Source organism: Niallia sp. RD1, from assembly GCF_024219955.1.
GTDB lineage: Bacteria > Bacillota > Bacilli > Bacillales > Cytobacillaceae > Niallia > Niallia alba.
The window spans coordinates 1029946-1056010 of the sequence record NZ_CP100420.1; the positions used below are offsets into that span (position 1 = coordinate 1029946).

The window sequence follows — 26065 nt, forward strand, 5'->3', positions numbered from 1 at the left end:
CCTCCCTCCCTATTTTGTTTCTTCTGTTGATTTTAGTGCTTGTAGTACATATTCTTTTAATTGAATAAATTTAGAGTCTAGTAGTGTTTGTTCATTTCTTGGTCTTGGTAATTGGATTGATACCTTCTCCTTAATGGTGCCTGGTCTTGGCGTCAAAATATATATATCATCTGATAAAAAAATGGCTTCATCTATATCATGGGTGATAAACAAAATAGTTTTCTTAAAATCTCCCCATATTTGCAAAAGCCATTCCTGCATAAATAAGCGTGTTTGTGCATCTAAGGCGCCAAAAGGTTCATCCAGTAAAATAACATCTTGGTCATAAAGCAATGTTCGCAACAAAGCCGCACGCTGCCTCATTCCTCCAGAAAGTTCTTCCGGAAAATGCTTTTCAAACCCTTCCAATCCATATCTCTCTAATAAAGGTAATGCTCTTTGGATCGCCTCTTTTTTAGGAACACCCTTTACCTCCAATCCTAAAATCACATTATGAAGAATATTTCTCCACGGAAGAAGCAAGTCTTTTTGAAGCATATAGCCAACATGCCCACTCTTTCCAACAATATCCCTTCCGTCTAACAAGACATGACCTGTTGATGGTGTTATTAATCCTGCAATTATATTAAATAGTGTTGATTTTCCACATCCACTTGGGCCGATAATACTGACAAATTTCCCTTCTGGAATCTGCAAATTTGTATCCTTTAATGCGAAAAACTCCTTGCCATTTTTTCGAAAAACCTTACTACTGTCCTTAACCTCTAATTTATACAATTACAGCCCTCCGTTCTGAAATATTCATATTTTTAATAGATTTTTTATAGACCAATTTCTCGTTCCTGTTATAATCAGCTGATTTATCATTCCCTTCACATGGTCTCTTGTAATGGAGAAAAAAGTGATCAACAGCCTTTAAAACTCCCTATTGCCAATGAATATGCCATGCTTCTAAATTTGCTCTTGCTATACTATATGTAAAATGAGGCGAATGGGTAATTATTATAGAAAAAAGTTCAATCGAATAAATGATGGCTTTACAGGAGACTATTCCGAAATAAATATTCTGAAAATTTTCACGACTACAGCATATCCACCAGCATTTCTATGTTAAAATGAACTTATATTTTTACAAGAACTGGAGTCCTGTATATGTTAGAAAAAATGAATGCTTTTCTTGGGAAGTGGATGCCTCTTTTAACCCCGATTAGTGTCCTAATTGGGGTATTGCTATCAGATATCCTTCATCATGTCTCTTTCTTAGTTCCGTGGATTTTTGCAGTGATGACTTTTATAGGGAGCTTGACATCTAATTTAAAATCAGTGAAATATACAATCACCCATCCACTTTCTTTGCTTTTGACACTGGCTATTCTACATATTCTTACTCCTTTGTGGGCATTTGGGATTGGTCACTTATTTTTCCAAAATGACCCTTACACGATTACAGGGCTTACGTTAGCTGTGGTTATTCCAACTGGAATCACAAGTGTTATCTGGGTTAGCCTCTATAAAGGAAACATTGCACTTACTCTTGCGATTATCTTGCTCGATACCTTGCTGTCTCCGTTCCTTGTTCCATTAAGCATGAGCCTTTTTGTAGGAGAAACGGTACAGCTTGAGGTTTGGGGGATGATGAAGGGGCTGCTTGGAATGATTGTTCTGCCATCTATTTTCGGCATGATGGTTAATCAGTTTTCAGTGGAAAAGGCGAAAAAGTGGAATCATACACTATCCCCTTTTTCTAAAATTGGGTTAGCACTAGTTGTTAGTATTAATAGTTCTGTAGTAGCCCCTTACTTACGAAATATTGATAAAAAGTTTCTCCAAGTAGCACTTACTGTTTTTGTAATAGCATTATCCGGATACTTTTTTGCCTGGATATTAGGGGTAGTTACAAAACGAAGCAAAGAAGAAACAATAGCAATGATCTATTCTGGCGGGATGAGAAATATTAGTGCAGGAGCAGTTCTCGCTGTGAGCTTTTTCCCTCCAGCAGTAGCAGTTCCCGTTGTGATTGGTATGCTATTCCAACAAATTCTAGCAGCTTTATATGGATACTTTATTAAATTAGTCTATGAAAAGCCTGTAGTAGGGAAAATAAAGGAAGGGAAAATTTCTTAATTCATTTGAAAATCAAGAGGTGGTTTTAAATATTCTAACAGAGGATAATCCCAAACGACTGATAAGAAAATACTACTAATATTTTCCTTATCGATCGTTTGGGTTTTTAATAGTTTGTGGGTATTACCCGCAGACTAAAATACATTTCACTTTCCAAGCGGCTGACTTTCGATCGCCGCAACATAGCCTTTGAGGTTTTGACTTCTTCTGCTCGCTAACCCTATAAAAATCTATGTTGTCTGCTTCGTGTTGATTTTTATGTTTTTTTCTCTATAATCATGGCACACATTTCTATCATCTCACTTGCCATAATCTTTAATGTTTCGGTTGTGAGCATTTGATCTTCTGCATGCATGAGAATAAGGGAGAATGGCAGTTGTTCTCCAGCAGCCTCTCTTTGGATAAGAGAAGCATGGACTTGATGAATTTGATTGTAAAATTGAACACCTTCTTCTATTTTTTGCTTCGCTTCGTCCATTTTTCCATTTCTTGCAATCTGAATAGCTTCTACATAACAACTTCTTGCTTCCCCAGCAAATGAAATAATCTGAAAAGCTGCTGTCTGCATTTCCTCTAAAGTATTCAATTTCACCACCTCTATTCTCTTGGTTAATTTTTAGCTAATGATAATGCATGGTCTAGTATTTTCTCTCCATTAGCTGTACCGTACAATCTTGTATCAATGACATCCACTGGAATTCCATATGGTTTCGCAGCACTTTCTGCCGCCTGTTTCATAAATCGTACTTGCGGCCCTAGAAGAATGGCCATTACCCCTTCGCTTGAGGTTGCTAATTCATCAGCAATTGCTCCTTCTGGAATGGCATAAACATCAATTTCTTCGCCTCTTGCCTTAATAGCTGCCTTCATTTTTGATACTACAATGGAAGTAGACATACCTGCTGCACAAGCTAATATTATTCTTTTCATCCTTCATTCCTCCTGTTATTTAATAAAATCATCATTTTTTACGGTGATTTCTCGAGCTTTAATGATTTCCTTATACCAAAAAGCTGACTTTTTCAATTTTCGGTTTCGATTTTCTTCTAAATTAATTTCAACTAGTCCATATCTATTTTTAAAAGCATTCATGGGCGAAACATTGTCTGTAAATGCCCAGAGCATATATCCTTTACAGTTTGCTCCCTGTTCGACTGCTTTTAATAACCATTTAAGATGTTCACTAATAAACTCAATGCGATAATCATCTTGGATTACTTCACTTTCGTCTTTATACTTAAACTCATTTTCCACACCCATTCCATTCTCGGCCACAAACCACTCAATATTGCCATAATCCTCTTTCAAGCGAGTTGCCATATCAAACATAATCTGCGGATAGATTTCCCAGCCTCGGAATGGATTCATTTTTTTGCCTGGCATATCGAACATTTCATAATAATAAGCTGGATGAAAAGGGGTATTTTCGTTCCATGACGTTGTTCTAGCCTTTACGCGATGAGGATAATATAAGTTAATCCCCACATAATCAACGGTATTATTTCTTATTACCGTTAAGTCTTCTTCTGTATGTTCAAATAAAATATTGTGTTTGTGTAAAAGATCCATTAATTCTGCTGGATATTCTCCTTTAATCGATGGATCTAGAAATACTCGGTTAAAGAATAAATCATAAATACGGGCGGCATCTTGGTCATGCGGAGCCGAAGATCTCGCATATGTTACCTCTGGATTTAAAATAACCCCAATTTTAGCCCCTTGTCCATGCAGCTGCTTTTCTTTAAACAAGGCAACAACCTTAGCAGTGGCAAGTGCTTTATGATAATTCCACTGCATCCACTTTTGGGTATTCTGCTCAAATGGATAACGTATTGCATCTAAATATACACGGGTCTGCACAACAATTGGTTCATTAAAAGTAAACCAGTGCTTCACTTTACGCCCGTAACGCTCGAATACTTTTTCTGCATATTTGACGAATAAGTCCACAACATGTCTGTCGTTCCATCCTCCATATTTCTCAAAAAGAGCAGCCGGTAATTCATAATGCTCTAAGCAAATCATTGGTTCTACACCTTTATCTATCAGCTCATTAATAACATTATCGACATATCCAGCATAATTCTCATCTACCACTGCGTTTTCATAATCCACCAAGAAACGAGACCAATTGATCGATGTCCGGTAATGCGTTAACCCTATTTCCTGCATTATGCTGATATCTTCTTTATATCGATGGTAAAAATCTGTAGCGATTCCTGGTCCGTAGCCATTATGCCAAACATTTTTATTATTTTTATACCAGATATCCATATAGGAGTCTTGAGAGTCCTTCTTTCCAGCCCATCCTTCTGTTTGCCACGCAGATGATGCTGCTCCTAAAATAAAATGATCTGGAATACTAACTTTCATTTGTTCCATTATTTCTCCTCCTTACTCTTCACAAATAACTATTAAATTCATGATTCCTAATAATCCATCATAGACCATCTCACAAGTATTGGCCGGATAGGAGAAATGAGGAATCACAGCGTCTATCTTATACAATCCGATTGTCAAATTTATCTCTTCCTCCCTTCCCGTATTAAATTACTCGTCTTCTGGAACAGCAGGAGCCTTATTAGCAATCAATACAAATGGCAAATAAATTAGAACAGATACGATAATACAAATAATCTGGGTAATAACCGCTCCAATACTTCCGGCCGTGGATAGGTATGCATTAATAATGGGCGGGGTCGTCCAAGGAACCATGACGACAGCCTTAGCAGCAAATCCAGTTACTGTAGCAATATAACCGATTGTCCCTGTAATCAGCGGGGTAATAATAGATAATATTAGGAATTTCCTTTCCCTCTTGGAATGCCGTCATATTAACAGTAATAGATGCCAGCAGCAGTGGTTCTCTTATCGGTTTTACCATTTGATTTCCATGAATACCAATCACCCAGAAAAATTGGGCCACAAACATAAGAATCAGAATTCCTGGCAGTCCTTGCATGACACTTTCTAACGGTCTTTGTACAATGTTATATACTGCTTCATATAAATAAATCCCTGTAACTTTGAAAAAAAGAAATCCAAAAGTAGCAACAATCGTTACAGTTAAAATAGAAGGAATTAGTGCTGAAAACGAAGTCGCAACATTTGACGGAACACTATCAGGCATCTTAATTTGCAGCTTATCTACTTTCGATAACTTGCAATAAATTTCAACCGATACAATGGCGATAATCATTCCGAGGAATAAACTTTTTGGGTCAGAAAACTGCCTTGCTAAAACATCAACCACTAATTGGTTCTTCTCATTAACAAGCAGTTCTAGCGTTGTTGGAACAACAGAAACATAGGACATTAATGCTAATATTCCAGGGAATAACGACTGATGGCCATTGATCCGTCCGAGCTCTATCCCAATAAGAAAAACGGCCCCAATTGTAAGGAAGTTCAAGGTAGCATATTGGATCGCCTTCATAATTGGCTGGTAATCAGCCAAAAAGGCAAATGCTTTAAAATGGGCTAAACCACTCTCTGTTCCCATCACCATATTCGCGATTAAAACGGCAAACGCCCCTGTTATAATGACAGGCATTAACGTCACAAAAGCTTTTTTTATGGCCATAATATATTTCTGATTTGTTATTTTGTAAGCAACATTTCCAAGGGTCTCTGTAGCTTTGTATTTAAAACTCATTGATTAACCTCCATTCCTAATTTAAATGGAAATGATATGTTTCATTTCTTGTTTTCCATTCTATTGGATAAGCGCTTACATTTACATACACTTATTTTCCACCTTAAACTGGAAATGGCTGACTCAAAAAAAGGAACTCTAGTCCGGAGTTCCTTCCCTTCTATAAATTCCTATTGTCCAATAGCTAAAATACATTCTTTGAATTCGTCAAAGGACTTTACCTTTAATAGCTGATTCACCATATAGGCATTTCCTGATATTTTGACTAGCAGCTGATATAGCTTTTGAATATCTTTCTTGTACTTTTTTTGTACACTTAATAAGAAAATAAGCTGCACTTTATTTTCGCCCCATTGAATTGGTTTTTTTAATGTGCAAATAGATAAAAAAGTACTGTCGGTGATTGGTTTTAGAGGATGAGGAATGGCTATGGCGTTTCCATAACTTGTTGGAGCAATCTCTTCTCGTTCCATGATTAACTCAAAGAAATGATCTGGCGCAATCCCCTTCTGTATAATTTCTCTTGCTAAAAATGCTAATACTTCCTCTTTCGTTTGATACTCTTGTTGAAAAAATCCAAGGTCAGGATAAAAATATTGCAAGGTAGTTTCAACTCTATCTACAACCATATGCTCTAATTTACTAATGTCTTCCTCTCTTAAAATAGTATGTACATCAATAACAGGTATGGTTAATTCCCTTTTAATAGGAATGGTACTAACAATGAAGTCTAATGTACTTAGATCATAGTTATCGATGGTAAACATATTAGCAGTTCCTACAATTTCAAGTTTATTGCCAAAGGTGGACTGAAGCTTGTGATACAGTAATTGAGCACTTGCCACCCCAGTAGCACAGACAATCAAGCATCTTTTCACACTGCCTTTTGCTTTCTTTCGCTCAAGCGCTGCGCCAATATGTAATGCTAAATAACCTATTTCATCTTCATTAATGTCCAATCCCTTATGTCTACTTAAGTATTTCCCCATAATAACAGCAGCATCAAAGGACATTTGATAATTTTTCTTGATTTCAACAAGAAGGGGATTCTTTATGGTTAAATCGTATTTATATCTATTGATAGCAGGCTTTAAGTGCAGACATAACCCGTAAATTAATTCTTCATCATAGGCTATTTCTAGATCCAATTCTTGCTCCACTTCGTGGAGCATCGCTTTTGTTAATGCTAAAATGTCTTCCTCTATCATTTCTAACATATTCTCTCTGCTATCAGACTGGTAAACTACCATTTTCGCACCTAATAAATGAATAGTTATGTAGGCTATTTCTGATTCAGGAAAAGTAACATGTAACGTTTTTTCTAGAAAAAAGACAATCTTTTTGGCAATCGTAAATTCTCTTTTTTCTTTAAGAGGCTCCATTTCTTTTAAAGGCATGGAAACATAATTATCATTTTGTATGCGAATACAGGCAATCGCAATATGTGTTGCTAAATTATTTACGCCAATATCTGATAGAAAAATAGATGCCTTTTCTGCTTGTTCGATAATAATGTTTCTTATTTCTTCTAGTTTTTTATTCGGAAGTATCCAATCTGTTTGATCCTGGTCAAACACATATGCCGCAAGACAATAACGCAGCTTAGCTTCTTGCCCCTTGATTTTCAAACCATAGTTTGGCTTCTTATCTAGATTTAAATTAAAGTCTTTTAATAATCTTCTTACTTCTTTCAGATCATTTTTAATAGAGGATTCACTTACAAAAAGCTCCTCAGCAAATTGTTCGATTTTTAAGTATTCTTCCGCCAATAATAGACGTTTTAGAATATAGTCGACTCTTTCCTCAGGTTCCGTTGGAAGGGGTGTACTTACGTTATTTTCATTCATTATTTTTGTTAAAAATGGTTTAAAATAATGATAATTTCCAATAACTAATTCATATCCCTTCCCTCTTGTCAGTACTATTTCTGCTCCATTATCTTTTAATGTATCAATCAATGCCTTCATATCACTTCTAATTGTTCGCGTGGTTACATCCAGGGCATTTGCTAAGTAATCACTGGAAAGCGGAGACTTTGACTGCATAAGCTGATGCAGTATCTTTTGTTGTCTTATTGGTAACAATTTCACTCACTCCTTTTAACCAATTCCCTTCTATGATAGTTATATCCATCATATCTTATCAGCCTTTTATTAGAAAGCGGTTTCTAAACAAATTATCCATTATCCATAATGCCAATAATCTGCAGCAGAAAGCATCTCGCCTTTTTTCATTCCTGATACGCAGTGGTGCCCTTTTACATAATATCGCAACGGTTTCGACGTCCATTCCTCTTTATTTGGAATCCCAATTCTCGGAGACTCAATTATTTGGGATGGTACTTTCCCATCTACAATCCGTAAAGATTCTTCATTTATTAAGATACCATTTAAAGCTTTGGTGATTTCCATTGCTTTTGTAAGCTTCCCAGGTCCATTACATACATTTACTCCATTTGCTTGTCGATTCTTTTCCATCCCTTCTATTCCTTCAAAAGGTTCAATCGCTCGGATAAGAACAGCCTGGGGATTTCCCTCTTCTTTTGTAACAATATTTAACATATGGTGGGTATGCATCGTATAAATATAGATTGTTCCACCTGACTTATACATCGATTCCAATCGAGGCGTGCGTCTTCCTGCATAGCTATGACAAGCCATATCTTCTATCCCAACATAGGCTTCCGTCTCTACAATATAACCACTATACGTATATGCCGGCGTTTTATGAATAAGTTTTTTTCCTAAAAGTAGTCGTGCTATTTCTTCTGTTGACTGGTTTATATAATCAATCATCGTCTCTCTCTCCTATTATATTTCTTCTAGTATACGTTTCTTTCCCCCAAAAAAGAAAGAATCATCCCTTTATAAAAAGAGATGATTCTTTTCACCTAGTGCTTATTGCTTAACAAGTTCTTTTTGTTTCGCTATAGCTGCTAATCCAGCTTGATTTAATGTATTCCACGGTTTGTTAAAATGCGGTTGAAAGAAGAAATCGATAAATCCTAATTCATCAATCGTCATTTTAGTTTGAATACATACAGATAATGTATTCATCATTTGTGTCACATCCGCTTTTGAAATTAATTGTGCCCCTAAAATTTGTCTTGACTCTTTATGGAAAAGTACTTTTAAGCGAATTTCATGGAATGTCGGCATAAATTCTGGACGATCATTATCAATTACTTCTACTACTTCATAAGGAATATCGTTAAACTTAGCAGTCAATTCTGTTAAGCCAGTAGATGCCATATTTAATCCAAAAATATGCAATCCAGAAGTTCCTTGTGTTCCCATATACTTTAATGGCTGCCCAGCTATGTTATGTCCTACCAATGTACCCATTCGCACAGCATTTGTCGCAAGGGGAATATATACCTTTTCTCCTGTAGGGTTGTAATTAACTGCACAGCTATCACCTGCCGCATAAATATCAGGGTCGCTTGATTGCATATATTCATTAATTTTTATCGCACCATTTGGCAGTAAATCTACTTTTCCTTTTAACAGATGGGTATTCGGTCTGAATCCCACACATAAGATAACTAAATCCGTTTCATATTCGCCTTTCGTTGTATAAACCTTTGTTACTTTTCCTTGTTCATTTCCTTCAAATTTTGTTACCGTCTGTTGTAAAGCTAAATGAATATTGCGCTCTGCAAATTCAGCCTCTACGACATCAGTAAATTCTTTATCTAAATACTTATTTAAGATTCGATCTTCACTATCAATTAACGTCACGTTTTTTCCATTTAACGCAAATGCTTCCACTAACTCGACACCAATATATCCAGCACCAATTACAGTGACATTCTTTACGTTTTTGGATCGCTCAATAATTTCATTTGCTTGGTTATAGTTTTTAGAAAGCAAAATATTATCTAAATTAATGCCATCAATTGGTGGAATAATTGGCCAAGATCCTGTTGTCATCACCAATTTATCATATTGATCAATCTTTTCTTCTCCTGTATTTAAGTCTTTCACACGTACTTGTTTGTTTACTGTATCAATATCCAATACTTCATGCTCCATATGCATAGTTGCACCAAGGGATTTTAGCTCTTCTGGTGAAGAATAGAATAATTGACTCGCATCTTTCGCCACGCCACCAACATATAAAGCAATACCACAAGATAAAAAGGAAACATTATTATTTTTTTCATAAACTGTTATATCTATATTTTTATTTAAATTTGCTAACGTCTTTACTGCTGCTGTTCCAGCATGTGTACATCCAATTACAACTACTTTCATCGTTCAAAAACTCCTTTGTAATAGATTATATGTGAAAAACTTCACTTATTTAGTGAAAAAAATCACATATATTGTGATGCAATTCACATTTCGTTCACACCTTTATTATACATCGAATATTTCTTAATGCAACTATTTTGTGATCAAATTCACAAGAAAAAACGAGGGAATTTATTCCAAAATCAAAGCCCTTAATGGATAAAGGATAAATTGTTTGGAATAATATTATAAAAAATAAGCGAGAAATAAATATGAGGTTACTAACAAAATTCACGGTGCTTTTTGTAATATTATTTATGTTAATTCCATTAGAAACTTATGCAGTTGAAAAGAGTATTTCTAAAATTGTTACAAATCAACATAAAACAGAAGAAATACTTGTCGAGAGTCTACCTGAAGCAGGAATTAATTTGTATGCTACTGAAAGAGAAGGGATGTTAGAAAATTTTAGGTTACACTTATTAAGTGGTGACAAGTATCTCCCGTTTTGGTTTAATGTATCAAATCAGACTTATTGGCCAAATACTTTCTATAAAGACATTAATCAAGATGGAAAAAAGGAACTAATTTTTGTTTTAACAACAGGGTATGGAAATGATATTGTAAAACAAAATGTTCATGTATTTCATCAAATTAAAACCAATCTTGGTAACTCTTATAAAGAAATACTTGTGGATAATCCAATGGCGATTATTTTAAAAAATGTCAAAACAAAATTAACAAAAACAGAAGCAATTATTAATATAGGAACTAAAAAAACTGTTTTAAAAATAGATAAAATAGGGATTAATTCGAAAGACTTATTTCCAGATATATCAATTAGTAATATAAGTAAAATCGAAATTTTGGATAATAAATTGACTGCTATTATAGGAGCGACTATTTCGCCAGCAGGTGGATACGTAGGTGATTTTCATATTACATATACTTTTAAGGATAAGATGTACCAATTAGAAAAGATTAAATTCATCCCTAATAAATAAATCGAGCAGGGGGAAGGCACCTAGCCTTCCCTACTCGATTTATAACTAACTTTATTGTACCCTCATAGCCAAATCTCCCGTTTTAGCCCAACCTACACGAAGAATAACATAATAAAGAGGTAACGTAATCACAATTGGAAGTACCATGCCTACAGCAACATAGATTAAAAATCCGTGCAGTCCTTGTGTTGCTAGAACGCTAATCGGTGCAATTAAGGAATTTAATCCTAATCCCGCTAATTCGTAAGTTGCAGTAAATCCAAATCCTAGTGTAGCAATTGGTGCACAAATGATTGCTGCCACAAAAGGCGGAATGATTAATAATGGATTTTTCACTAAATTCGGGAACTGCACTTTTGGTGTAATAATTGATTGTGCAAGAAATCCTCCTAGATCATTTTGACGAAGAGACATTGCTGTAAATCCGACAAATTGTACGGTACAACCGATTAACGCCGCTGCACTTGAAACAGGATCCATTTGTAATGCAATTGCTAAAGCAGCTGATGATGCCGGAGTCATTAAAAGAATGCTCCATACTAGTGAAATAACCATTGGTGCCACTAGTGGATAGCCTTGAACAGAAGATGTAATTTGTGCGCTAATCCATTCCAGCATTGGCGTTGTTACTGCTGCTAATCCTACTCCTGCGATTCCTCCAACAAAAATGGCTGCCGCTGGAATTGCTACCATGTCTAAAATAGTTTTTCCATTAACCCATTTACCAACATATGTTGCGACGATTGCAGCTAGCACAGCACTAATTGGCTGTCCAGAAACTAATACCATCCCTGCATCTGTTGCATGTAAAGCATTTCCCCCAATCGTACTACAGACCATTGCACTAAAAATCACTAATGTGTTCCCACCTAACTGGTAGGCAATCCCTGCTCCAAATGCAGGTGCAAGCAACACCTTTGCTACTCCACCAATCTGGATTAATACATCCCAGCCAAATGCTTTTCCGATCGATTCTAATAGCAATCCCATTCCTAATGTTACAAGTACGGCATTAGACATTCCTGCTGAGGCTTTATACATTTGTTCCATGAAATATTCTTTATTCTTCATCGTTGTCTTCTCCTCTATTTAAAAAATAATCATCCTATCAATAAAAACAAAAAAACCTGTCCAATATTTGGATAGGCACCGTCAAACCTTACAAACTGTTTAGTGCCTTGTTTTAATAAACAAAAACTGGACTAAACAATTCCCGTTATGATAAAAAGGGATTATTTAATCCTAAGAGCATAATATGAGTATAATAATTAGTAATGTATTTGCTTTGATTTTCATGATATGCTCCTCCTAAACGGTTAATTATTGTTTAGTTATAATATCACCAATATTCTGAAAATGTAAATAACTATTTTATTTCAGAATATAATAAAACGCTATCATAAATAGCATAATGAAAGGTTTTTTTTCTTTTTTTGAGGGAAATGATTATTATTTAGGTGAAATAAAATCAATTTGAAGGAAAGAATAGATATTCTTTTAATAATTGAAGTTTTGTCAGAATATTTAACAAAAAGAGTGGCGAACCACTCTTAAATGATTTCTATATTCTTTGTTTCTTTTCCAAAAAAGAGAACTACTGCAGCACCAATTAATACAGCAATACAAAAAATAGTAAAAATAGTAGGTATTGATACATTTTGAGCTGTTAAGTAAGGAACTAATAGCGGTCCTAAGATTCCTCCAACTCTTCCAACTGCTGCTGCCATCCCAGCACCTGTTCCACGAACCTTTGTAGAATACTGTTCTGGTGTATAAGCATAAAGAGCACCCCATGCGCCTAAATTAAAGAAGGATAAAAGGATTCCTGCTGTAAGCAGCATTGCTGTACTGTCCGCTACCCCAAACATAAATGCACTTCCGGCTGTCCCAGCTAAAAATAAAACGAGTACAAACTTTCTTCCGGCTTTTTCAATTAGATAGGCTGCCACTGCATAACCTGGTAATTGTGCTAATGTCATGATTAATACATATTCAAAGCTCTTAATCATACTAAAACCTTGCGAAACCATTACACTTGGAAGCCATAAAAACATTCCATAGTAGGAAAATACGACACAGAACCATAGAATCCACAATGTCGCTGTTTGCTTCCGGTTTTCTTTTGACCATACCGCTTGCATACTTTCCTTTATTGTTAACTTCTTCTCTTTTTCCACTTTTAAAAATTTCGGCGAATCAGGTAAATGCAACCGCAAATAAATCGCATAAAAAGCTGGGAGTACACTAATTAAAAGTGCTGCTTGCCAGCCATACTTTGGAATCACAAAATAGGAAATAACAGCTGCTAATAACCACCCAAAAGCCCAAAAACTTTCAAGTAATACAACTACTCTCCCACGTTTTTCCTTTGGCACACTTTCAGAAACAAGTGTGGATGCTACTGGCAATTCTCCACCAAGTCCCATTCCAATAAAGAAACGCAGGATTAAAAAGATAGTTAACGAAGTGGTAAAAGCAGACAGCCCACTACCAATAGAAAATAATAATAACGTAATCATAAACACATGTTTTCTTCCGATTCTATCTGCCATTACTCCAAAGACAAGCGCTCCAACAGCCATTCCTATCGAATTCATGCTGCCAATCCAGCCCATTTCTTTTCCAGTTAATCCCCAATCAACTTGAAGAGCAGTAATAATAAATGAAAGCATTCCAACATCCATCGCATCGAACATCCATCCTAGTCCTGCTATGCCAAGAATCTTTCTTTGTGATATTTCTTTTTTCATTGCTATCCTCCCATTTTTTCCTTATGTTTCCCACTGATCATATATTTATGAAAACTATCTACTATAATAACACTTGTCATGACACTAATCATTACATTTTAACTGTTTTTTAAATGTTTTTTATTATCGAGAAAAACAGTAACAAAATGAACAATCAATGGAACATCGATATTTCGAAGTCTAATTATGGGAAGTTATGAATATTACCTCTAAAAAATCCCAAGAAAAATAACGAAAAAAGCGCAACTATTACTATATTCAAGATTTTTGAAAAGTTTCCTAAAAAATATATTGTTTTTCTCTTTACTTTCTTTTAAATAAGCATAAAATGGTTCTTATGTTTGTTATTTTTAAATGTAAAGGGGAGCTTAACTGTTGAGCGTTTCAACAACTAAAATACAAAATCAGTCTCTTTTTAATATATCTTGGCCATTGTTTATTGAACTTGCTTTACACATGGGAATGGGAGTAACAGCTACTTTAATGCTCAGCCATTATTCAGATGGCGCTGCTGCAGGAGTCGGGGTTGCCAATCAACTTCTTGGAATTTTTATCCTTGTCTTTAATGTTACCTCTATCGCTGCTATGATATTGATTGGACAAAAACTAGGAGCTAATGAGCTTCATAAAGCTAGAAGGTTTGCCCGTTCGGCAGTTGGTCTAAACTTCTGGTTTGGAATGATAATAGCAGCCCTCGTTGTTGTCTTCGGTGAACATTTATTACAACTATTTGATATCCGCGGTGAAGTATTAGAATACGGATTAATATTTGTTCGTATATGTGGTGCGTCCCTCTTCTTAGAATCTCTCTCACTTGCACTTAGCGCTGTATTAAGAAGCCACGGTTTTACAAAAGAATCCATGATTGTTAGTGTTTTGATGAATGTAATCAGCGTATTGGGTTATGCCATTAGTATTCTCGGAATTTTTGGCTTACCTATTACAGGTGTTGTCGGCGTTTCTTGGACGATTGTTATTGCCAGATCATTTGCCGTGCTCGTTTTGCTTTATCTAGTTTACAAGCGAATCGCTTTAACTTTTAAAGTAAAAGATTTTATCAAAGTGAATAAACAGGATATACGGGATATGTTATATATCGGTATTCCTTCTGCTGGGGAGAATTTGTCGTATCAATTTTCTCAATTGATGATTACTGCCATCGTTGCTTCTCTTGGAGATGCTTCCTTAGCAGCAAGGGTTTATATTAGTAATATTTCGATGATCTGTTACTTATTTACTTTAGCAATTGCTGAAGGGACCCAACTCCTTGTTGCCCGCTATATTGGTGGAAAGCAGTTTGATCGTGCGCTAAAACGTGGCATTAAAACACTTAGACTTGCCATGATAGTCTCCTTAATTGCCGCACTGGTGATGGCATTTATCGGTCAGCCAATTTTAGAGCTATTCACGAACAACTACGAAATTATCGCTATTGGATTACCTATTTTGTGGGCAGTTGTCTTTACAGAACCAGGAAGAGCAATGAACATTGTCTTAATGAGTTCCTTAAAGTCTTCTGGAGATGTCCGTTTCCCTGTAATAATCGGTATTATTTCTATGTGGGGAATCGCAGTTACATTGAGCTATGCACTAGGGATTACATTAGGATTAGGTCTACTCGGTATTTGGCTTGCTCAAGGACTAGACGAATGGTTTAGAGGCATATTTGCCTTTAGACGTTGGAAATCAAAGCCTTGGGAGCGAGTGAAAGTTAATCGTTCCATGAAGAGTCATGCATAAAGAAATTTTTTATAAGGTCTATGTAAAAGAGTCTTTTACATAGACCTTTTTTGGTTTGGCTGATAAATTGTGCTTTTCGCGAATATTTTCTTCTTTTTCGCGAATTTCTTAAATGTTTTCGCGAATATCTTTCCTCTTTTCGCGAATAAACCAATAGTTTTCGCAAATTAACCTTCCCCAACTTTTCTCCTAATTATTGAAAAATTTAAATTAAGTATTGAAAAGCGCTTTCATACAACTTACAATACAACTAAACCGGTTTACTAAATCGTTTTATGAGAGGTGATAGTGAAATGTCTGCTATATATATCCCTTTAAATTCCTTTTTTGATAAAAAAATATCCATGAAAGATTTGCTTCAAGCTATTTCGATCGTTGGAAAATCAAAGGCAACAGGAATAGAAATTAGAAGGGAATTAATAAAGGAAGAAGATTTGCTACCTGTCCTGCAAAATATCCAACCTATTCTTCACAAAGCTGACTTATATACCGTTTACTCCGCCCCCATTCCCGTATGGAATAACTTAGGCACTGTAAACGAACAGGCACTTCATACTGTTTTGGAAGAAAGCAACTTTCTCTCTGCCCAATGGGTGAAGCTTCCACTTGGGCATTATGATAAGAAGAAATCAGATCTACAAGCATTAGGGAAAATTCTAAAGAAATACCCTAACGTCTCTTTATTAGTAGAAAACGACCAAACAGTGGAAGGTGGAAAAATACAGCCACTAGCATCTTTTTTTGAAAACGCTTCTATCCTAGGGTTAAAAATACGGATGACGTTTGATATTGGTAATTGGGCTTTCCAACAAGAAGATGCTTATGAAGCTTTTCAAATTTTCCATCCTTATATTTTCTATTTCCATTTAAAGCATGTAGTTAAGCAGGATAATCTTTTTTTTACTGTGCCCTTACCACCTGAACAAACTGCTGATTGGCGAAGGATAGATCAAGGTATCTCAGCATCCATTCCAAGAGCACTGGAGTTTTCCCTTGAGAAATCGATGGAGGAAATTAATAAATATATAGATATTGTTCAATCCAATCAAGGGAGGGAAAATTCGCATGCAATCAATTGATGTTATTACGTTCGGTGAGGCAATGGCCATGTTTATAGCCGATTCTTGTGGTCCATTACATGAGATACAGCATTTTACAATGGAATTGGCGGGGGCAGAAACAAATGTAGCAATTGGTTTAGCTAAATTAGGGTTCGATGCAAGCTTTGTAAGTAAGGTAGGTGCTGATGCCTTTGGGAAATTTATTATCGAAAGACTTCAAAAAAATCATGTTCATGTCGACCAGATCATAACAGATAACCATTTCCCAACAGGATTTCAATTAAAATCTCGTGTAACGCAAGGAGACCCAGAAGTTCAATATTTTCGAAAGGGTTCTGCCGCTAGTCATTTAAGTATTGCAGATTTTGATGAGCAATACTTTCAAAAAGCTAAGCATTTGCATATGACAGGCATCCCATTAGCCCTATCCTCCGACACTAGAGATTTTGCACAACATGCTTTATCCTATTTTAGACGCCATGCTAAAAAAGTCTCTTTTGACCCAAATCTAAGACCGAAGCTCTGGAATTCAGAAAAGGCAATGGTTGATACTATTAACTCCTTCGCTAAACAAGCTAACTACGTTTTACCTGGATTAGAGGAAGGCATAACACTAACCGGTTATAAAACACCTAGTGATATTGCCTCCTACTATTTAGATGCTGGTGTGGAATTAGTAATCATTAAACTTGGCAAACAAGGTGCCTATTTTAAATCACCTAACGAAGAGGGAACAATAAATGGCTACCATGTCGAAAAGGTGATCGATACAGTTGGAGCAGGTGACGGATTTGCAGTAGGTGTTCTTAGTGGTTTATTAGAAGGCCTTTCTATCGAGAAGTCTGTACAACGAGGAAATGCTATTGGAGCGTTAGCTGTTCAATCTCTTGGTGACAATACCGGATATCCAGAAAAGCATGAACTGCTTCATTATATAAACAATCAATCTCAAAGGAGTGTAAACATATGAATACCCTTTCTAAAAAAAGATGGATTCGCCTTATCCCGATTGTTTTTATTACCTATAGCTTAGCTTATTTAGACAGAGCAAATTATAGCTTTGGTGCTGCAGGTGGCTTAGCTGAGGATCTAAATATTACTGCCGCTACCTCTTCTCTACTAGGAGCGCTATTTTTCCTAGGATATTTCTTCTTTCAAATTCCAGGCGCCCATTATGCAGAAAATAAAAGTGCTAAAAAATTAATTTTTTGGTCCTTAATTCTTTGGGGCTTATTAGCAACAGCAACAGGACTTATTTCAAACGTAAAAATTTTATTCGTTATACGTTTTAGCCTCGGTGTAGTAGAAAGCGCTGTTATGCCGGCCATGCTAGTATTTTTAAGTCATTGGTTCACAAAAGCAGAACGTTCGCGCGCGAATACATTCTTAATACTCGGAAATCCAGCAACGGTTTTATGGATGAGTATCGTTTCAGGCTATATTTTGGAATCGCTCGGTTGGAGATGGATGTTTATTTTAGAAGGTTTACCTGCCGTTATCTGGGCATTTTTATGGTGGAAACTAGTGAATGATCATCCAAAAGATGCAAAATGGCTGAACAAAGAGGAAAAAACAGCACTTAACAAAGCATTATTAGAAGAACAAAAGGAACTTAAGCCTGTTAAAGATTATAAAGAAGCTTTTAAATCTAAGACTGTTATCCTGCTTAGTCTTCAATATGCCCTTTGGAGCATAGGTGTCTATGGCTTTGTGATGTGGCTGCCAACGATTATTAACTCAGCGCCAAATGCAAGCATTGTAACAACTGGCTGGCTGGCATCTATTCCTTATCTATTAGCCTGTATTCTTATGTTAACGGTTTCTTACTTCTCTGATAAATATCAAAATCGTAAACTATTCGTCTATCCGTTTCTTTTAATTGGAGCAATCTGCTTCTATGGTTCTTATTTAATTGGAACAAGTAATTTCTGGTTATCCTTTATTCTCCTTTCTATCGCAGGGGGAGCAATGTATGCACCATATGGTCCGTTCTTTGCTATTATTCCTGAAATACTTCCTAGAAATGTCTCTGGTGGTGCAATGGCATTGATAAACAGTATGGGAGCATTAGGTTCTTTTGCCGGAGCTTACATTGTTGGTTATTTAAATGATTTAACAGGTGGTTTTGGAGCTTCCTATAATTTCATGGCAATCTCCTTATTATTGTCGGCTATTTTAACTATCATTGCGACGAAAAATGAAAAGCCTATGATTAAAAATAAATCTAAATTAACACATCGACCACTACACGACTAATTTTAAGCGTTTTCCTCTTTCCCTTTCCATGTAAGGATAGATTGTTTTATACTAGAAAAGAATCTATTAAAGTGTGAGAGAGGAAAACAAATGGCGAAAGTAACCATGGCAGATGTGGCAAAATATGCTGGTGTTTCCAAAAGCACCGTTTCCCAATATATCAATAAACGATATGAGTACATGGGTCAAGACACAAGGAAAAAAATTAAGGGTGCAATAGAAGAACTAGGCTACCATCCAAATTATATTGCTCGCAGCCTTAAACAAAAGAAAACATCCATGATTGGAATTATTGTTGCAGATATTGTACACCGTTTTTCTACGGAAATTTGCCGTTCCATTGAAGATTATTGCTTTGAGCATGACTATCAAGCGATCATCTGTAATGCTGATAATAATCCTACGAAGGAAAAAACATATATAGAAACGTTACGTGCGAAGCAGGTAGATGGGCTTATTATTTTTCCAACAGGGCAAAACATTGATGTTTACGCAAAAATGATCGAGGAAGACTATCCAGTTGTATTTATGGATAGAGAGATTCCTGAAATAGACGCTCCTTTTATCCTTTCAACGAATGTCGAATCTAGCTTTCAAGCTGTCAAATTGTTTTTGGAAAATGGACACACAAATATTGCTATTTTAACACAGCCATTAACCATTTCAACAAGAAAGGAAAGAATTGAAGGATATAAGAAAGCGTTGCAAACATTCTCGATAGACATATGTAATGACTATATCATTAGTTCTGAAATAGCAAATGTGAAGACAGAATTAAGCCAACTTTTTCAGAAAGAGAATCCACCGACGGCTATTTTAGCAGGGAATGATTTAGTGTTTTTAGAGACATTAGCCTTTTTACAGGAAAATCAACTTCGCGTTCCTGAAGATGTTTCTCTGATTGTTTTTGATAATTTTCCTTTTGCTCACCTTTCCAATCCCCCAATGACTATGATTGCACAGCCTGCTTTTGAAATGGGAAGAAAGGCTACGGAGATACTTTTAAAGCAAATTAATAAGGATCATTATGAAGCAGAAAAAATTATTTATCCATGTGAATTGATTGTTAGACAATCCTCGATAAAGAAGCTTTGAAGATCTTCGGGAATTGGTGAAGCGTTCCTTCTAGAATAGAACAACGCTTCTTAGACAATCCTCGCTTTATTATTTTTTTGATTTTTACTAAACCGGTTTAGTAATAAAAGAAAGGGCTGTGAATACAAATGAACATTCAATTAGCTTTAGATCGATTAACTATTCCTGAAGCAATACGATTAACACGTTTAGTAGAGTCTGATATTGATTGGATTGAAGTTGGAACCTCTCTCATCAAAGAGTTTGGAATGGATAGTGTTCGAGAAATGAAAAATGCATTTCCTCATAAAACAATCCTTGCTGACACGAAAACAATCGATAATGCGAAATATGAAGCAGAGATTAGTTTCACTGCTGGTGCAGATATTATTACCGTCATGGGAACGGCTCCATTAATAACCATTGAAACTTGTATGGAAATGGCTAGAAAATATAAAAAGAGAGTAATGATTGATTTCTTAAACACTTCTAGGGAGCAGCAGGAATCTCTTCTTGCGATAGAGGGGGCTATTTTTTGCCTGCATATAAGCAAGGATGAACAAGAATTGATGGGAGAAAGGGCATGGAAAAACAATCAAACTGCAGCGGGCTATTTAACAGCTAAGCACACAATTGCCGCAGCAGGAGGAATAACACTAGATTCTTTACCACAGCTTCTAGCTAGCGGGATCGATATAGCCATTATTGGCTCGGCCATCACGAAAGCTGATAATCCATCGAATGTAGCAAAACAGTTTAGAAAACTAGCAAAAGGAGGCGCTTTTATCAATGAGTAAGCTTACTACTATTCAACGAGAAATCCAAGCTGTGTTAGCTCAGGTTGATGAACACCTATTAGTCGATACAGCAGCACTAATTAGAGAAAAACAAAGAATTTTTGTGGTTGGAGAAGGAAGATCCGGCCTAATGGCCAAATCCTTTGCAATGAGATTGATGCATTTGGGAGCAACTGTTTATGTAGTTGGAGAGACCATTACACCTTCCATTTCTCATGAGGATATCTTAGTCGCTATCTCTGGTTCTGGTAAGACAAAATCTGTTATATGGACAGCTGAAACAGCCAATAAACTAGGTTGCAGTGTTTTAGCTCTAACTACTGACCTTAACTCTCCGCTTGTGCAAGCAGCAACTCATACAATCTGTATTCCCGCAAGCACAAAATATCGTAAGGCAACTGAGATGAAATCTATACAACCCTTAGGCTCCTTATTTGATCAATGTGCTCATCTTGTATTTGATACCATTTGTCTTAACTTTGCAGAATTAAATGAGATTGGATTCGAGGAAGTCTTTAAGCGGCATAGCAATATGGAATGATAACCTGAATTATTCATACTTCGAACTTAAGTCATAAATAATACCAAAATATAATACTTTTCTACACCCTCGAAAAAATTCATAGTAAATTGGGACACTTCGATGTGGTTTTCAAGCAAGTGCTTGAAGAAAGTCGGTTTTTGGGCAGACTACTCCCTTGGTCAGACATTAACTTTTAAAAAACAGGTATTAAGATGGTTACTCTAGCTTCAAGTTCTGAATTCGCCGAAGTACTTTCCAAAAGAATTCTTGGTACACAAAACTTGAAGATAGTTTAAAGTAAAGGGATCTTCCTGACTTTACTAATTTACTAGCAACTTTAATAATCCGTGTTCGTATTGTTTCGATTTGCATAGTCTTTTGTTCTTCCGGAAAACAAAGTGTACGCAGCCAATTCGTTAGGTTATAAGCTAGCAGACTCAACATCATCTTTACTTCGTTTACCTGGAAAGAATGACTATTCATTTTATCTAAATAGAAACCATTCTTGGCTTCCTTGATATAGTTCTCCATCGTACCTCTTTTCTGGTAAGAAAGAACAATATCTTTTGGTGAAAAGGCGTCTATCAAGTTCGTTACAAAAAAGGAATGCGTGAAAAACAACTCGTCTGCAGGACGGATGGATTTAATAATCACTTTTCTAGGCTTAGACCATGATTTCGCTTGATAAATGGTTTCTTCATAATAACATTCCGTATTCGTGACCTCGGAAGTCATAGATGATGGATGGAGTTCATCCGCAATTCGTTGTAGATTGGCATTTGCTTTGAGTCGAATAACGTAATAGACTGATTCTTTTTCGCACAAATCGTACAGAGCTGGGATGGCAAAGCCACTATCACCACGAACAAGTGGTGTAGTTTCTGGGAACTTTTCATTGTAATGTTCAATGAGCGGTTGAATGAAATCAACAACACCGTTAGAAGTATAGACATTCCCAGGACGAAGCTTAGCTTTGATAAAGTCACCGGTTACTCCATCGAAGGCAACTAATGGGTGGAAACCGACTGTTCCGTAATGGGCATTGTAAGCCGCGGACTCTTGATTTCCATAGGTATCTGAATGCGTGGAATCCAAATCAAAGATGAGTGCTTTGGACTCTCTGATTTGATGTGCTTTGTCAATAAGGTCTTGGTTAGCTAGATTTAATTCCGCTATGGATTGGCTATCAAACCGTTTAAAAAATCGTGACAAACTAGGCTGGGAAGCTAATGCATCCGTTCCAATAATTTGAGTGAATACAGGGTCTTTCGTTAGTTGATCGGCAGCGTCGTCTTCGGAATAGCCAGCAATGATTTGATATATCTTTTGACGAAGCAAGTTTTCATTTGAATGAAAATAGTAAAGTCTGTCATCTTTCAAATTTAAATGTTTAGCCAATGTTTCTGAAAAACCAATTTTTTCATCGAATTCTCTAAAGATGAATTCACCCGTATCGGACGAAAGAGAACCTCCATCATTTGATAATTTGACCTTATGATTGAAATCAAGCGTTAATTGCGGTAAAGTAGCCATTATAAGAATCCTTTCTGATGGTTATTTCGTAGTTGCTTTAACCTTATCAGAAACGGATTCTTTTTTCATTTATTAAGTGAATTACTTCTTAACAAAAAAGCTTATTATACAGGCGTTAGTTGCCAATTAATGATTTTCTATGAATAATTCAGGTGATAACTTATTTTTCACGTTGGTAATTGGCATTTTTATAGAAAAGGCAAAACTTTATACCTTATCCCCCATAGATGAAAATAAGAAAGACTACAGCTCATTCTGTAGTCTTTCTTATTTTCATCTAGGTATCTAATATAGTCGATTCTCGAATAATCAACTTCGGCTCAAAAATATGTTTTCCTTGATTTTTATTTCTTTCATTAATTTTCTTCAGGAGCATGCGTGCACACGCCTCCCCCATTTCCATTAGTGGCTGCTTGATTGTTGTAATTTTAGGTGAGGAAATTCTATCTAAAAAGACGCCGTCAAATCCAGTTACGACATAATCTTCTGGCACACTTTTTCCTGTTTTCTGTATCGCACGAATTACGCCTGTCGCAATACGATCAGAAGCACATACAAATCCAAATTTGCCATCGTTCTTTGATAAGAATTCAGAAACTTTAGCCTCAGCTGCTCTTGAACTATTTTTTACTCTTATAATTTTGCCTTCTAAATCATCTTCAGAAATTGCATCTAGGTAACCAGCCTCACGAAGCTGTCCAAAGGGCTCGTCCTCATCAATCCCCATAAAAATAAGCTGTTGATATCCTAAGTCTAAAATATGTTTAGTCGTTACATATGCTCCCTTTTTGTTGTCTACATCAACGAAATCATATCCATGCAAATTCTCTCCAAATAAGACAACTGGAATCGTCAATTTTTCAATAAATGAATAGTCTGACTCCCGCATCCCTGTAACAATAATTCCATCACATTTACCTATATTAAGAGATGTCCTTGTCACTAACTGCAAAGAATAATGGTTCTTGTCCAACTCTCGGCTCATTCCAGTTAGTAAATTCATATAATACGGTTCAACGGTATCCATTTCTTCTAAGATCAACAACTTAATCACTTGTGTTCGATTATTAACCAATGCCCTTGCCGCATAATTAGGAACATAACTCAATTCCTCCATTGCTTTATATACAAGCTGCTTTAACTCATCTGTAACTTGCTCTGGATGATTTAACACTCTTGACACTGTCATTTTTGAGACATTTGCTTTCTTTGCCACATCTGAAAGTGTTGCCAATGGAACTCCCCCAGTATAAATTTAAATTTCTCTGTCCATATGATTACTAAATTATTAAAAGCGGTTTATCATGCTAATTAATATCTTCATTTATTCTACAACAAAAATTCACCATCATCATAATTCTAAACTTTTTTATAAATATGCTTGATAAATAACAGAAATGGGTTGATAATAGAAGGGTGCAAACGTTTTCCTTTTGTCTTTTTATATTATAATAGTTTTTCGTTAGATACTCAACTTTTAATAATGCAAACGATTGCGTAGAAAGGGAGATTTTATGTTAAAAGAAGCGATTTATCATCGACCTGGCAATAATTTTTCTTATATTTATAAAGACGATACGGTACACATCCGCCTCCAGACAAAAAAAGCGGATATTGACTCTGTTCACCTCCTTTTTGGTGACCCTTACATTTTTGTAAATCAAGCATGGCAATACGAAAAAGCTCCCATGAAAAAAAGTGGAAGCACGGAACTTTATGATTATTGGTTTATCGAAATAAAGCCTGAATACCGACGTTTACGTTATGGATTTGAGCTCTCATCTAAAGAGGAAACACTTATCTATACAGAAAAAGGATTTTATGAAGCAATTCCAACAGACGATACTGCCTATTATTTTTGTGTACCCTTTGTGCATAAAGAAGATTCTTTTCATGCTCCCGACTGGGTGAGAGATACGGTATGGTATCAAATTTTCCCGGAACGTTTTGCTAACGGGGACCCAGCACTTAATCCTGCCGATACGCAAGAATGGGGTAGTACAGAGCCAACACCTACAAATTTCTTTGGCGGCGATTTTCAAGGTGTTATTGATCATGTAGACCATCTAGTGGATTTAGGAGTTAATGGTGTTTATTTTACACCAATATTTAAAGCTTACTCCAATCATAAATATGACACAATCGACTATATGGAAATCGATCCCCAGTTTGGAGATAAACAGACGTTTCAAAAAATGATAGATGTTCTTCATGATAATGGCATTCGGATTATGCTAGATGCTGTGTTTAATCATAGTGGCTATTTCTTCCCTCAATGGCAAGATGTCATGGAGAAGGGAGAAGAATCTATTTATAAAGATTGGTTCCATATTCGTGAATTTCCCATACAAACAGCACCAATTCCAAACTATGATACTTTTGCCTTTACCCCTTTTATGCCAAAGCTAAACACAAGTCACCCAGAAGTAAAAGAATATTTACTTGAGGTAGGTCGCTATTGGGTTAGAGAATTTGGTATTGATGGCTGGAGATTAGATGTAGCAAATGAAGTCGATCACCATTTCTGGAGAGATTTTCGAACAGAAGTAAAAGCATTAAATCCTGATGTATATATTCTCGGCGAAATATGGCATGATTCCATGCCATGGCTGCAAGGGGACCAGTTTGATGCCGTAATGAATTATCCATTTACAACTGGTGCTGTCCATTTCTTTGCTAAAGATTCGATTACTTCTACCGCCTTTAAGCATACGATTACCAATGTGCTTCACATGTACCCAAATAGTGTTAATGAAGTATCTTTTAATCTATTGGACAGTCATGATACTCCGCGTATCTTGACGCTTGCAAATGATCGAAAAGATAAAGCAAAACTATTATATTTATTCCTTTTATCTTTTACTGGAACACCTTGTATCTATTATGGGGATGAGGTAGGAATGAATGGCACACAAGATCCAGGCTGTAGAAAATGTATGGTGTGGGATAAAGACAAACAGGATCTTGATTTATTTGCCCATATTCAAAAATTAATTACTCTTCGTAAGAATCATCCAGCATTTGGAAATAAAGGTTCATTTACCTTTATAGAAGCAGATAGCAATATTGTTATGTACCAAAAAACGTACAAAGAAGAGCATATTATCTTCTCGATTAACAATACGGATGAAGAGCAAACTTTTACCATTCCAGTACAGGATATCGACAATAAAAATGTTTACGATCTGTATCATGATAAAGAAATCATTTGGAGTCTAGAAAAAGAATTAACCTTAGCTCCTGGTGCGTTTTCCATATTGCAATTTAAGACTTCCCATTAATTTTGGTGTTTATATTTAAGTTATTCAGAATG

The 26065-nt window shown here is 35.9% G+C and carries 22 protein-coding genes and 1 pseudogene; 10 read left to right on the forward strand and 13 right to left on the reverse strand.

Annotated features, from left to right (window positions below):
• Positions 1–9: 9 nt before the first annotated feature.
• Positions 10–777, reverse strand: a complete 768-nt coding sequence (locus NKG37_RS04840) for an ABC transporter ATP-binding protein (RefSeq protein ID WP_047940835.1) — start codon at positions 775–777, stop codon at positions 10–12.
• Between the two features lie 375 nt (positions 778–1152).
• On the opposite strand from NKG37_RS04840, the gene NKG37_RS04845 reads away from it, so the two are divergent.
• The gene (locus NKG37_RS04845; RefSeq protein ID WP_095258261.1) at positions 1153–2124 is read left to right on the forward strand and encodes a bile acid:sodium symporter family protein; all 972 of its coding nucleotides are present in this window, start codon (positions 1153–1155) and stop codon (positions 2122–2124) included.
• Positions 2125–2380: 256 nt separating this feature from the next.
• On the opposite strand, the gene NKG37_RS04850 is transcribed toward NKG37_RS04845, so the two are convergent.
• The 8 genes and pseudogenes from NKG37_RS04850 to NKG37_RS04880 all read right to left on the reverse strand — a co-directional run bounded on the left by NKG37_RS04850 (position 2381) and on the right by NKG37_RS04880 (position 10035).
• Positions 2381–2716 carry a PTS sugar transporter subunit IIA gene (locus NKG37_RS04850; RefSeq protein ID WP_254415899.1) on the reverse strand — a complete coding sequence of 112 codons (336 nt, stop codon included), beginning with the start codon at positions 2714–2716 and terminating at the stop codon, positions 2381–2383.
• A gap of 17 nt (positions 2717–2733) precedes the next feature.
• Positions 2734–3054 (reverse strand): PTS sugar transporter subunit IIB, encoded by a 321-nt coding sequence (locus tag NKG37_RS04855; protein WP_047940837.1) that lies wholly within the window; start codon positions 3052–3054, stop codon positions 2734–2736.
• A 15-nt stretch (positions 3055–3069) separates the two neighbouring features.
• A complete protein-coding gene (locus NKG37_RS04860) occupies positions 3070–4506 on the reverse strand; it encodes a glycoside hydrolase family 1 protein (protein ID WP_254415900.1) in 1437 nt (478 codons plus the stop codon).
• A gap of 12 nt (positions 4507–4518) precedes the next feature.
• The gene (locus tag NKG37_RS26025) at positions 4519–4644 is read right to left on the reverse strand and encodes a hypothetical protein (protein WP_302183208.1); all 126 of its coding nucleotides are present in this window, start codon (positions 4642–4644) and stop codon (positions 4519–4521) included.
• A gap of 30 nt (positions 4645–4674) precedes the next feature.
• Positions 4675–5779: pseudogene (locus tag NKG37_RS04865) on the reverse strand (PTS sugar transporter subunit IIC).
• Between the two features lie 170 nt (positions 5780–5949).
• Positions 5950–7863, reverse strand: a complete 1914-nt coding sequence (locus tag NKG37_RS04870) for a BglG family transcription antiterminator (protein WP_254415901.1) — start codon at positions 7861–7863, stop codon at positions 5950–5952.
• A 99-nt stretch (positions 7864–7962) separates the two neighbouring features.
• Positions 7963–8571, reverse strand: a complete 609-nt coding sequence (locus NKG37_RS04875) for a DNA-3-methyladenine glycosylase (RefSeq protein ID WP_254416367.1) — start codon at positions 8569–8571, stop codon at positions 7963–7965.
• A 105-nt stretch (positions 8572–8676) separates the two neighbouring features.
• The gene (locus NKG37_RS04880; protein WP_254415902.1) at positions 8677–10035 is read right to left on the reverse strand and encodes an FAD-dependent oxidoreductase; all 1359 of its coding nucleotides are present in this window, start codon (positions 10033–10035) and stop codon (positions 8677–8679) included.
• A gap of 296 nt (positions 10036–10331) precedes the next feature.
• Between NKG37_RS04880 and NKG37_RS04885 the strand changes: the two genes are divergently transcribed.
• Positions 10332–11018 (forward strand): hypothetical protein, encoded by a 687-nt coding sequence (locus tag NKG37_RS04885; RefSeq protein WP_254415903.1) that lies wholly within the window; start codon positions 10332–10334, stop codon positions 11016–11018.
• A gap of 51 nt (positions 11019–11069) precedes the next feature.
• Here NKG37_RS04885 and NKG37_RS04890 read toward each other — a convergent pair whose 3' ends face one another.
• Together NKG37_RS04890 and NKG37_RS04895 are read right to left on the reverse strand one after the other, a co-directional pair.
• Complete coding sequence (locus NKG37_RS04890) at positions 11070–12089, reverse strand: PTS sugar transporter subunit IIC (RefSeq protein ID WP_016202616.1); 1020 nt, start codon at positions 12087–12089, stop codon at positions 11070–11072.
• Between the two features lie 479 nt (positions 12090–12568).
• The gene (locus NKG37_RS04895) at positions 12569–13774 is read right to left on the reverse strand and encodes an MFS transporter (RefSeq protein WP_101729939.1); all 1206 of its coding nucleotides are present in this window, start codon (positions 13772–13774) and stop codon (positions 12569–12571) included.
• A gap of 369 nt (positions 13775–14143) precedes the next feature.
• Between NKG37_RS04895 and NKG37_RS04900 the strand changes: the two genes are divergently transcribed.
• The 7 genes from NKG37_RS04900 (at position 14144) to hxlB (ending at position 21237) form a co-directional block, all read left to right on the forward strand.
• Positions 14144–15508 carry an MATE family efflux transporter gene (locus NKG37_RS04900; RefSeq protein WP_212117760.1) on the forward strand — a complete coding sequence of 455 codons (1365 nt, stop codon included), beginning with the start codon at positions 14144–14146 and terminating at the stop codon, positions 15506–15508.
• A gap of 293 nt (positions 15509–15801) precedes the next feature.
• Positions 15802–16587: a sugar phosphate isomerase/epimerase family protein gene (locus tag NKG37_RS04905; protein WP_016202619.1), complete on the forward strand. Its 786-nt coding sequence runs from the start codon at positions 15802–15804 to the stop codon at positions 16585–16587.
• Positions 16574–17539, forward strand: coding sequence for a sugar kinase (locus NKG37_RS04910; RefSeq protein WP_254415904.1), 966 nt, complete (start codon positions 16574–16576; stop codon positions 17537–17539). The genes NKG37_RS04905 and NKG37_RS04910 overlap by 14 nt, the downstream gene beginning before the upstream one ends.
• Positions 17536–18825, forward strand: coding sequence for an MFS transporter (locus tag NKG37_RS04915; RefSeq protein WP_254415905.1), 1290 nt, complete (start codon positions 17536–17538; stop codon positions 18823–18825). Before NKG37_RS04910 ends, NKG37_RS04915 begins: the two co-directional genes overlap by 4 nt.
• 90 nt (positions 18826–18915) lie before the next feature.
• Positions 18916–19920 carry a LacI family DNA-binding transcriptional regulator gene (locus tag NKG37_RS04920; protein WP_254415906.1) on the forward strand — a complete coding sequence of 335 codons (1005 nt, stop codon included), beginning with the start codon at positions 18916–18918 and terminating at the stop codon, positions 19918–19920.
• 128 nt (positions 19921–20048) lie between these two features.
• Positions 20049–20696 carry a 3-hexulose-6-phosphate synthase gene (gene hxlA, locus NKG37_RS04925; protein ID WP_254415907.1) on the forward strand — a complete coding sequence of 216 codons (648 nt, stop codon included), beginning with the start codon at positions 20049–20051 and terminating at the stop codon, positions 20694–20696.
• Entirely contained in the window at positions 20689–21237 is a 549-nt protein-coding gene (gene hxlB, locus NKG37_RS04930; protein WP_254415908.1) for a 6-phospho-3-hexuloisomerase, read from the forward strand. The genes hxlA and hxlB overlap by 8 nt, the downstream gene beginning before the upstream one ends.
• A 198-nt stretch (positions 21238–21435) precedes the next feature.
• On the opposite strand, the gene NKG37_RS04935 is transcribed toward hxlB, so the two are convergent.
• Both NKG37_RS04935 and NKG37_RS04940 read right to left on the reverse strand, forming a co-directional pair.
• Entirely contained in the window at positions 21436–22752 is a 1317-nt protein-coding gene (locus NKG37_RS04935; protein WP_109768540.1) for an IS1380 family transposase, read from the reverse strand.
• A 277-nt stretch (positions 22753–23029) separates the two neighbouring features.
• A complete protein-coding gene (locus NKG37_RS04940; RefSeq protein ID WP_169189431.1) occupies positions 23030–23986 on the reverse strand; it encodes a LacI family DNA-binding transcriptional regulator in 957 nt (318 codons plus the stop codon).
• 280 nt (positions 23987–24266) lie between these two features.
• Between NKG37_RS04940 and NKG37_RS04945 the strand changes: the two genes are divergently transcribed.
• Complete coding sequence (locus NKG37_RS04945) at positions 24267–26033, forward strand: glycoside hydrolase family 13 protein (RefSeq protein WP_254415909.1); 1767 nt, start codon at positions 24267–24269, stop codon at positions 26031–26033.
• The last annotated feature ends 32 nt before the right edge of the window (positions 26034–26065 follow it).